This is a genomic window from Salidesulfovibrio brasiliensis JCM 12178 (genome assembly GCF_001311825.1).
Classification (GTDB): Bacteria; Desulfobacterota; Desulfovibrionia; order Desulfovibrionales; family Desulfovibrionaceae; genus Pseudodesulfovibrio; species Pseudodesulfovibrio brasiliensis.
On record NZ_BBCB01000034.1, the window covers coordinates 18,503 to 28,004 of the forward strand.

The window sequence follows — 9,502 nt, forward strand, 5'->3', positions numbered from 1 at the left end:
GATCACACGCAATGCGAATCATCACCACGCACACCGGAACGGATTTCGACGCCCTTGCCTCCATGGTTGCCTGCACCCACCTCTACTCCGGCTCGGTAGGGGTGCTGCCAGACAGGGTCAACCCCGAGGTCAAGCAGTTCCTCGCGCTTCACGGGAGCATCCTCAGGGTAACGCCCAGAAAGGGGTTTGAACTGGGCGGTGTGACCTCTCTCGTGGTGGTCGATGCCAACAGCTGGAAACGGCTGGACGGAATGGACGCTCTGGCAAAAAGGGAAGAACTGGAGATCATCTGCTGGGACCACCACATGGAAGGCGTCACCATTGAGAGCACCGAGACCCACCGGGAAGAGACGGGCGCAGCCGTCACGTTGCTGCTGGAGGAGATGCAGCGGCGGGACACCCCCTTCACGCCCATGCACGCAACCCTGTTCCTGCTCGGCATCTATTCCGACACCGGAGGACTGCGCTATCCTTCCGCCACTGCCCGCGATGCGGCAATGACGGCCTTTCTTCTCGATAACGGAGCCGACCTCAACGTGGTCTCCGCCTACCTCGACGACACGGTGGACGACGCACATGCGGAGGTCTTCGCGGCAATGCTCGAGGAGTCCGAGATCGTCGAACTCGGCGAACTCACCATTGGCATCAGCGCCCTGCAAATAAAGAGCGGCCTGACCTCGCTGGCCCCGCTGGTGGAACGGTTCCGCTCCTTCAAAGGGTTGGATGCAGCGTTCGGCCTCTTTCAGGCGGACTCGCAGAAATGCATGGTCATCGGCCGGGGCAAGCCGAAATTCATCGACGTCGGGCAGATCATGCGAACGCTGGGTGGCGGCGGGCACCCGGGCGCGGGATCAGCCATCATCAGAAAGACGAGCCCGACCGAAGCGGCCGAACAAATGCGCGCGCTTATCGGCAAGAGCTGCGGGGATAATCAGGGGGTACGCTCCGTCATGTCCGATCCGGCCGGGTTCACGGTGGGCGCCGACGCCACCATGGGGCATGTCGCCGCAAGGCTCGCGGACGAAAACCGAACCGGGCTCATGGTCTGTCAGGGATCAACCCTGCTGGGCGGGGTGTCCGGACTGGAATGCGCCAAGGCGGAAAAAACCGGACGGCTGGATGTGCCGGTAAAGGGATACACGAGACGTAACATCCCCAGGATCGCTCCCGACGCCAGTTGCCGCGAGGCCGTTGCGCTCATGGTGGACGCCCGCGAAGGGATTCTTGCCGTGGTCGAGGACGACGAGCTTGTTGGCGTCATCACCCAGACCGATCTTCTGTTTGAGGTGTATGACTTCTAGCGTGCCGGGCAGGACTCCGGAAATGCGGCTGGACCGTCTTCACGCGCCCGAAAGCCCTTCGTATTCCGACTGGATGCCTTTCAATAACGTCTGTGCAACACGCTCTCAATCCCCGCCGCAACAAGTATCACCATCTCTCTGGCCAGCGCCGTGAACCAGTCGAACCCGATCGATTCCTCAAAAAGAATCACACCCTCTGAAACTCGTCCCGCTTCACCCTGATCCGGGATTCAGACAGTACACCCTGCCTTCACGAACTGCCGCCTCAGGCCCAGCCGCGCCGGAATCGGCGGCAGTATCTTCCCCCCCGTTTCCGGAAACTCCGCGTCAGCATTGCCGAAAGACAGGGAATTTTCTTCCCCGTCATGGCCGCCGAAAGACTGACACAGTGGCGTTTTTTTCAGCCAAACAGCCGGAAAGACAGTGGTTTCTAGAGATTTTTTACACATGCAACAGCTTGATAATGCAGGAATTGTTTCTGTTGGCACGGTTGGTGCTTGAAAGAGGGGCAAAATGGATTTGCGTAACAACAAGGAGGTTACCGATGTCTCTCGTTATTAACAACAACCTGATGGCCATGAACGCGTCCCGAAATCTTTCGGACTCGTATGGTCGGCTGGCCGTTTCCACCAGACGGCTGTCATCCGGGTTGCGTGTCGGCACCGCTGCTGACGATGCCGCAGGTCTTGCCATTCGCGAACTCATGCGCTCCGAGATCAAGTCGCTGAACCAGGGTGTGCGTAACGCCAACGACGCCATCTCCATGATTCAGACCGCTGACGGCGCGCTGCAGGTCATCGACGAAAAGCTCATTCGCATGAAGGAGCTGGCCATGCAGGCTTCCACGGGTACCTACAACTCCGACCAGCGCCTGATCATCGACTCCGAGTATCAGGCCATGGCTTCGGAAATCACCCGTATCGCCAATGCAACCGACTTCAACGGAATTTACCTGCTGAACGGGAACCTGTCCGGCATGGAATCCCAGCACAACGGTGCCGGGCTCTCCTCCACCGGTCCGCTGAAGGTTCACTTCGGCACCAGTAACGACTCGGCAGAAGACTACTACTACATCAAGATCAACGGCTCCAGCGCCTCCGCGCTTGGCCTTGGTCACGCCGCAGCCGACGGGCCCGCAGGACGTGAAAACGCAGGGAAGACCGTTTCCACCCAGCAGCTTGCCCAGCAGGCCATGGACGCGATCAACTCCGCGATCATTTCCAAGGACAAGATCCGCGCCGGTCTCGGCTCGCTGCAGAACAGGCTGGAAAATACCATCACCAACCTGCAGATTCAGGCCGAAAACCTGCAAGCCGCGGAATCCCGGATCTCCGACGTGGACGTCGCCACCGAAATGACGCAGTTCGTCCGCAACCAGATCCTGACCCAGTCGGCAGTGGCCATGCTCGCACAGGCCAACCAGCTGCCGCAGATGGCAATGCAGCTTATCGGCGGCTAGTAAACCTAGCGTCGAACGAGGGGAAATCGGGAGCCGGAATGGCGCAGGAAGCGCCTTCCGGCTTCCGCTTGTTTGCGGAATCAGTCAAAGGATTCGCCAAGGTCATCCAGCGCATGGCGGGCGGCAAGCTGTTCGGCCTTGCGCACTCCGGTCCCGCTGCCCTGAAAAGTCCTGCCGTCCGGCAGGGTCGCCTCGACCTCGAAAATCTTTTCATGCTCCGGGCCGTGGGTGCCTGTCAGCACATAGAGCGGACGATCCTGAAAAAGCCGTTGCGTCACTTCCTGCAAACGGCTCTTGTAATCCTTACGCGCCGGAAGCATCGGCTTGTCCGGCCAGCGGCTGTCAAAGAGCCGCAGCACCACATCCCGAGCGGCCTCGTAGCCGCCGTCCAGAAACACCGCCCCCAGAATGGCCTCGAACGCATCGGCCAGCAGCGCGTCGCGGGTGCGTCCCCCCTGCCCTTCCTCACCTCTGCCGAGCAGAATATGCCGGTCCAGCTTGATACGCCGGGCGATTGCTGCCAAACTGGCTTCCTTGACCAGATCGGAACGGATGCGGGTCAGCATGCCTTCCGGCGCGTCGGGGTAGCGCCGGAAGCCTTCTTCTGAGATACTCAGTTCCAGCACGGCGTCCCCGAGGTATTCCAGACGCTCGTTATCCTCGCCCCCGCCAGCCTCGTTGGCGTAAGAACTGTGGGTCAGAGCCGCCTCGGCGTGCTTGACATGGGTGAAGCGGTAGTGGATAGACTCTTCAAGATCAGAAAATTTCACAAGAGATTCCGTTTGCATGATTATTTCCCTCGACAGGTTCAAAGCGCTGTTTCACCCCGGCACCATAGCCGTGGTGGGGGCGTCGCGTAGTTCGGCCAAGCTCGGGAACCTTGTCGTCGCCAACCTGCAGGCCGCAGGGTACAGGGGGAAAATCTTTCCAGTCAATCCCGCAGGCGGCACAATTCGCGACCTGCCGGTTTTTCAATCCTGCGCCGACCTGCCCGCACACCCCGATCTCGGCGTCATCTGCCTCCCGCGCGACAAGGTCCTCCCCGCCATGAAAGAACTGGGCGAGGCCCACGTGGGCGCGGTCTGCGTCATCACCGCGGGGTTCCGCGAGACCGGCCGGGACGGGTTTCAGCAGGAACAGCGCATGGCCGAGCTGGCCGCCCGGCACAACTTCGTGCTGCTCGGCCCCAACAGCCTCGGCATCATCGACTCAGCCACCGGCCTGAACGCCTCCATAGCGCAGGACGCGCCCCTGCCCGGCAACATCGGATTCTTCTCCCAGTCCGGCGCTGTGCGCCGCCGTGCTGGACTGGTCGCTGGAAAACGGCATCGGCTTCTCCCGGTTCATGAGCCTCGGCAACAAGGCGGGCATCAACGAGGCCGACGCCCTCGAAGCCCTCGGCGACGACCCGGACACCTCCGTAATCATCGGCTACCTCGAAGCCCTCGACAACGGCCGCGAGTTCATGCAGGTAGCCCAGCGGGTCTCCCAGCGCAAGCCGGTCATCATGATCAAGGCGGGCGTGACGCAGGCCGGGGCACGGGCCGTATCCAGCCATACAGGATCGGTAGCCGGCTCTGAAGCGGCCTGTGTGGCCGCCTTCCGGCAGTCCGGGGTCATCATGGCCGACGGCCTCGAATCCCTTTTCGATTTCGCCCGCGCCTTTTCCACCCAGCCGCTTCCCAAGGGGCCGAACCTCACCGTTGTCACCAACTCCGGCGGTCCGGGCATCCTCGCCGCAGACGCCTGCGAGAACTCCTCACTCATGCTGCCGCGCCCCTCGGACGCCGCGCTGGAAAAGCTGCGTGAGGCCCTGCCGTCCTATGCCGCGCTCTACAACCCCATCGACATCATCGGCGACGCCGGGGCGGACCGCTACCGCGCCGCGCTCGAAGCGGTGGTGGAGGACCCGGCCACCCACAGCGTCATGCCGCTGCTGACGCCCACGGCCTCGGCGGAAATCCACGAGACCGCCAACGTCATCGTGGAGGTGGCGAAAACGGCCGACAAGCCGTTCTTTGCCTGCTTCATGGGCGACGACAAGGTCGGCCCCGGCCGCGACATCCTGCTGAAGGCGGGCGTGCCCTGCTACTCCTACCCGGAGCCAGCCGTGGCCGCTGCCGACGCCTGTATGCCCAGTGGCGCTGGCTCAACCGCCCATACCCCGCGGAAATCTGCTTTCGCCGCGACAAGGGCCGCGCATCCAAGGTGTTCAACTCCATGCGCTCCATCGGCCTGAGCGAACTCTCCGGTCCCGAAGCCTTTGACGTGGCCTTTGCCTATGAGCTGCCGGTGCCGGAAACCAAGCTCGCCCGCACCGGCGATCAGGCCGTGAAGCACGCCAAAAAGATCGGCTACCCCGTTGCCCTCAAGCTCGTGGCCCGCGGCGTGACCAGCCTGAGCGATGTGGGCGGCGTTGTGCTCGGCCTGAACACCCCGCAGGAAGTGCGGCGCGCGTTCTTCGACATCACCACCCGCGCGGCAAGAAGGCAGCCCGACGCATACATTTCCGGCTGCTTCGTGCAGGCCATGGGCCCCGAAGACGCCCCCGAATGCACGGTTCGCTTCCGTCAGGACCCGCAATTCGGGCCTGTTCTGGAGTTCGGCCTGTCCGGCCCGTCCGCCGAATTCCTTGGCGATCGCAGCCACCGCCTCGCCCCACTGACCGTGCAGGACGCGCAGGCCATGGTGCGCGAGATTCAGCTTTTCCCGCTCCTTCAGGGAGCACGCGGCAAGCCCCCCGCGGACCTCAAGGCCCTTGAGGACATCGTGCTGACCATGTCCCAGATGGCCGACGACTTTCCCGGCGTGGCGGAAGTGGAACTTGATCCGGTCATCGCCGGACCCGAGGGTGCATTGGTTACAGGCGTACGGGTGGTTCTCGACCAGTCTTGCCAATCAAGCACCACATGCGCTAGATAAACCGAGGATGGACACCGCCATGCATGGCATGTGACGGCGGCAACCCGAACCAAAAAGGATTCACGCGATGCGAGGTCTCTACATAGGCTCAACCAGCGGTTATTCCGGCAAGAACATGATAGTCATGGGCATCGGCCTCAAGATGCAGAAAGACGGCCTGAACATCGGCTACATGAAGCCCGTGGGAGCCATGCCCGTTGAGGTTGACGGCAAGCTCGGCGACGACGACGCCATCTTTGTGCAGGACGTCCTCGGGCTGGATGAAGACCCCGCGCAGGTCACGCCCGTCGTGGTCACGCAGGATTTCAAGGTCAAGGCCTTCACCGGCAAGCTCGACGGCCTGAGCGACACCATCGCGGAAAACTACGAAGAGCTCGCCAAGGACCGCGACCTGACCCTCGTGGCCGGTTCCGGCTCCATGTACTCCGGCAAATACTGCGACACCGACGCCATCACCATCATCAAGAAGCTCGGCATCAAGGCCGTCATCATCGACCGCTTTGAAAAAGAGTTCAAATACGACTACCTCGCGGTCATGAAGGAACAGCTCGGCGACCAGCTCGTGGGCGTGATCCTCAACGACGTGCCCTCGCATTTCATGGAAGAGGTCAACCAGCTGCTCGCCCCGTTCTTCGAGCGGCGCGGCATCAAGGTCCTCGGCGTCATCCCGCGCGACCCGCTCATGGGCGCCATCAAAGTGGGCGACCTCGCAGACCGTCTCGGCGGCAAGATCATCTCCGCCCACAACAAGGCCGACCGCGTGGTCGAGAGCTTCCTCATCGGCACCATGCAGGTCGAGAACTTCATGACCCACTTCCGCAAAAAGAAGAACTCGGCCATCATCGTCGGCGGCGACCGTTCCGACGTCCAGCTCGTAGCCTTGGAGGGCGACTGCCCCTGTCTCGTGCTGACCGGGAACCTCTACCCCAACGACATTATCCTGACCCGCTCCGAAGTGCTTGAAACGCCCATCATCATGGTGCGCGAGGACACCTACTCCGTGGCCAAGAAGATGGACTCCATCCTCTCCCGCCACAAACTCCGCGACGCCATCAAGATCAAGCAGGGCGCGGATCTGGTGGCCGAGAACATCGATTTCCAGCACATCAAGAAGGAGCTGGGCCTGTAGGCGGCAACGAGCCGTTTCCCAATGCTTTCGTGAGAGGCCGCGTTTTGCGCGGCCTCTTTTTTTGGCAACCGCATGCCGAGTTGAGCCATCTCACCCAGAAAGGATCGAAAAAAGGGCCGCCCCGTCTCGGAGCGGCCCTTGCAATTCAGGGGATGACGAACGCTAATCCAGCTCGAACCAGCTTTCGCCGAGGATCGGGCCGTAGTAGATGCCGTCGTCGCCCAGCTCTTCCTCGATGCGGATGAGCTGGTTGTACTTGGCCAGACGGTCCGAACGGCACAGGGAGCCGGTCTTGATCTGCCCGGCGTTCACGGCCACGGCGAGGTCGGCGATGAAGTTGTCCTCGGTCTCGCCGGAGCGGTGGGACACCACGTTGGTGTAGCTGGCGGTCTTGGCCAGCTCGATGGTGTCCAACGTCTCGGTGACGGTACCGATCTGGTTGAGCTTGATGAGGATGGAGTTGGCGCAGCCGCGCACGATGCCTTCCGCGAGGATGTCCGGGTTGGTGACGAAGATGTCGTCGCCCACGATCTGGATGCTCTCGCCCAGCTTTTCGGTCATCAGCTCCCAGCCTTCCCAGTCGGCTTCGGCAAGGCCGTCCTCGATGGAAATGAGCGGGAACTTGTCGCAGAGGTCGGCGTAGTAGTCGACCAGCCCGGCGGCGTCGAAGTCGCGTCCTTCACCGGCAAAGACGTATTTGCCGTCCTTGTAGAACTCGCTCGCGGCGGCGTCGATGGCCAGCGCGATGTCCGCGCCCGGCTCGTATCCGGCACTCTCGATGGCTTCATGATGTACTGGAAGGCCTCCTCGTGCGACTTGAGATTCGGCGCAAAGCCGCCTTCGTCGCCCACGCTGGTCACATGGCCGTCAGCGGCCAGCAGCTTCTTCAGCGCGTGGAAGGTCTCGGCACCCATACGCAGGGCCTCGGCAAACGTGTCCGCGCCCAGCGGCATGATCATGAATTCCTGAATATCGAGATTGTTCGGTGCGTGCTCGCCACCGTTGATGATATTCATGAGCGGCACGGGCAGCAGCTTGGCGTTGACCCCGCCAAGGTACTGGTACAGCGGCATGCCCACCAGATTGGCGGCGGCGCGGGCCACGGCCATGGAGACGCCCAGCAGCGCGTTTGCGCCAAGGCGCTCCTTGTTCTCGGTACCATCGAGATCGAGCAGGGCGTTGTCGATGCTCACCTGACGGAGCGCATCCATGCCCATGATGGTCTCGGCGATCTCGCCGCGCACGTTCTCAACGGCGATCTGCACGCCTTTGCCGCCGTAGCGTTCTTCCTTGTCGCGCAGTTCCAGCGCCTCGCGGGTACCGGTGGACGCTCCGGACGGAACGGCAGCGCGACCGCGCGCGCCGGACTCCAGCACGACTTCCACCTCCACGGTGGGGTTGCCGCGGCTGTCCAGAATTTCTCTTGCCCAGACTCCGGAAATAATGCTCATGGAAGACTCCTTATTTCGTTCAAATGATAACGGGTTCATTACTTGTTGCAGGGAATGTAAACGAAAACGCCCCGCTATACAAACGCCGAACGCGTGGAGAATGTTATTATTTCGTGCCGGGAACGCACCCCGGAACTGGACGCCTCGCCCGATCCCTAATCAAAACACGCCATCCACAGCCCTTCCATGAGCAGGTCGGGCCGGACCTCGTCGATCTCCGGACAAATGCGCGCAATGCCCGAGGCAAGGCCGCCCGTGGCAATGACATACGGATCCGCGTCCATCTGCTTCGCCAGCTTGCGGCACAACCCGCCCGTCATCTCCGCAAAACCGAACACAAGCCCCTGATTCAGACACTCGCTCGTGGTGCGTCCCCAAGAAAGCTCATCGGACGAAACCTCAAGCTCCACCGCAGGCAGCTTGGCCGTGCCCTCATGCAGCGAACTCATGGACGACAGTACGCCGGGGCAAATCAGCCCGCCCATGAACGCATCGTCCACAATGCAGGCAAGCGTCGTCGCCGTGCCATAATCCACCACGATAAGACAACGCTCCTCCCGCAACCGCCGCGCCCCGAACGCCGTCACCAGCACGTCCGCGCCCACCTGCTCCGGCCGGGCGTACCGGTTCTCGATACCCAGCGGCAGATCACGCGGAACAAACCGCGCCCGCATTCCGAGAAACCGCTTGCTCATGCCCGCCAGCAGCGGATCAAGCGGCGGCACCACCGAGGATACCACGCAACCCTCCACCTCCTCGGGCGAAACACCCTCCAGCCGGAGCACCTCCAGTATCTTGATGCCCCAATCGTCGGCAGTGTTGCGCGGCCGAGTGGGCAACGTGTAGCTCGACTTGAGCCCGGTCTCGTCAGCCAGGCAGAATTTCGTGTTGGTGTTCCCGGCGTCTATGAGCAGTGCGTATGCCATGGGTGCCTCCGGCGGCTCTCCGAGGGCTTAAGAACCTTTTGCAAAAGTTCTTAAGAATCTCCAAAAACCTTTGTCTTGTCAGGCCGCCCCGCGCGGCATCCGTCCACCGGACACCGTCCATGCGGCCTGACGGGTTATGCTGATTGTTTGTTGTCTCGTCATTGGCCTCAACCCCCGTCTTCGGTTTTCCCGCTGGTGCAGGACGACTGCTTGCAGCGTCCTGCACCAGCGGGAAAACCGAAGACAACCCAAGGATTGCAAAGGGGATTATCCCCTTTGCCGGGTGCAGGGCAGCGCCCTGCCCGCCGGAGGCC

At 62.0% G+C, this 9,502-nt stretch carries 7 protein-coding genes and 2 pseudogenes; 6 read left to right on the forward strand and 3 right to left on the reverse strand.

The features are described from left to right. Nucleotides 1–11: 11 nt before the first annotated feature. A complete protein-coding gene (locus JCM12178_RS09915) occupies nt 12–1,301 on the forward strand; it encodes a CBS domain-containing protein (protein WP_054650978.1) in 1,290 nt (429 codons plus the stop codon). Nucleotides 1,302–1,845: 544 nt separating this feature from the next. Then, nucleotides 1,846–2,760: a flagellin N-terminal helical domain-containing protein gene (locus JCM12178_RS09920; RefSeq protein ID WP_054650980.1), complete on the forward strand. Its 915-nt coding sequence runs from the start codon at nt 1,846–1,848 to the stop codon at nt 2,758–2,760. 80 nt (nt 2,761–2,840) lie between these two features. On the opposite strand, the gene rnc is transcribed toward JCM12178_RS09920, so the two are convergent. Next, nucleotides 2,841–3,530: a ribonuclease III gene (gene rnc, locus JCM12178_RS09925; protein WP_157054862.1), complete on the reverse strand. Its 690-nt coding sequence runs from the start codon at nt 3,528–3,530 to the stop codon at nt 2,841–2,843. 16 nt (nt 3,531–3,546) lie between these two features. On the opposite strand from rnc, the pseudogene JCM12178_RS20900 reads away from it, so the two are divergent. From JCM12178_RS20900 to JCM12178_RS09935, 4 genes and pseudogenes are all read left to right on the forward strand, one after another. After that, nucleotides 3,547–3,906, forward strand: a pseudogene (locus JCM12178_RS20900) (CoA-binding protein); the annotation flags it as partial. A 154-nt stretch (nt 3,907–4,060) separates the two neighbouring features. Beyond that, complete coding sequence (locus tag JCM12178_RS20905) at nt 4,061–4,999, forward strand: hypothetical protein (protein WP_369404497.1); 939 nt, start codon at nt 4,061–4,063, stop codon at nt 4,997–4,999. Then, nucleotides 4,981–5,682, forward strand: a complete 702-nt coding sequence (locus JCM12178_RS20910; RefSeq protein ID WP_369404498.1) for an acetate--CoA ligase family protein — start codon at nt 4,981–4,983, stop codon at nt 5,680–5,682. Before JCM12178_RS20905 ends, JCM12178_RS20910 begins: the two co-directional genes overlap by 19 nt. A 67-nt stretch (nt 5,683–5,749) precedes the next feature. Next, nucleotides 5,750–6,811, forward strand: a complete 1,062-nt coding sequence (locus JCM12178_RS09935; protein ID WP_054650984.1) for a phosphotransacetylase family protein — start codon at nt 5,750–5,752, stop codon at nt 6,809–6,811. A gap of 162 nt (nt 6,812–6,973) precedes the next feature. Here the strand turns inward: JCM12178_RS09935 and eno are convergent. Both eno and JCM12178_RS09945 read right to left on the reverse strand, forming a co-directional pair. Beyond that, a pseudogene (eno, locus tag JCM12178_RS09940) lies at nt 6,974–8,262 on the reverse strand (phosphopyruvate hydratase). 155 nt (nt 8,263–8,417) lie between these two features. Continuing rightward, entirely contained in the window at nt 8,418–9,188 is a 771-nt protein-coding gene (locus JCM12178_RS09945) for a type III pantothenate kinase (protein WP_054650986.1), read from the reverse strand. Nucleotides 9,189–9,502 lie beyond the last annotated feature (314 nt).

Coding starts and splice junctions, on each gene's coding strand:
- JCM12178_RS09915 (WP_054650978.1), top strand. CDS start 12: ATGCGAATCATCACCACGCACACCGGAACGGATTTCGACGCCCTTGCC.
- JCM12178_RS09920 (WP_054650980.1), top strand. CDS start 1,846: ATGTCTCTCGTTATTAACAACAACCTGATGGCCATGAACGCGTCCCGA.
- JCM12178_RS20910 (WP_369404498.1), top strand. CDS start 4,981: ATGCGCTCCATCGGCCTGAGCGAACTCTCCGGTCCCGAAGCCTTTGAC.
- JCM12178_RS09935 (WP_054650984.1), top strand. CDS start 5,750: ATGCGAGGTCTCTACATAGGCTCAACCAGCGGTTATTCCGGCAAGAAC.
- JCM12178_RS09945 (WP_054650986.1), bottom strand. CDS start 9,188: ATGGCATACGCACTGCTCATAGACGCCGGGAACACCAACACGAAATTC.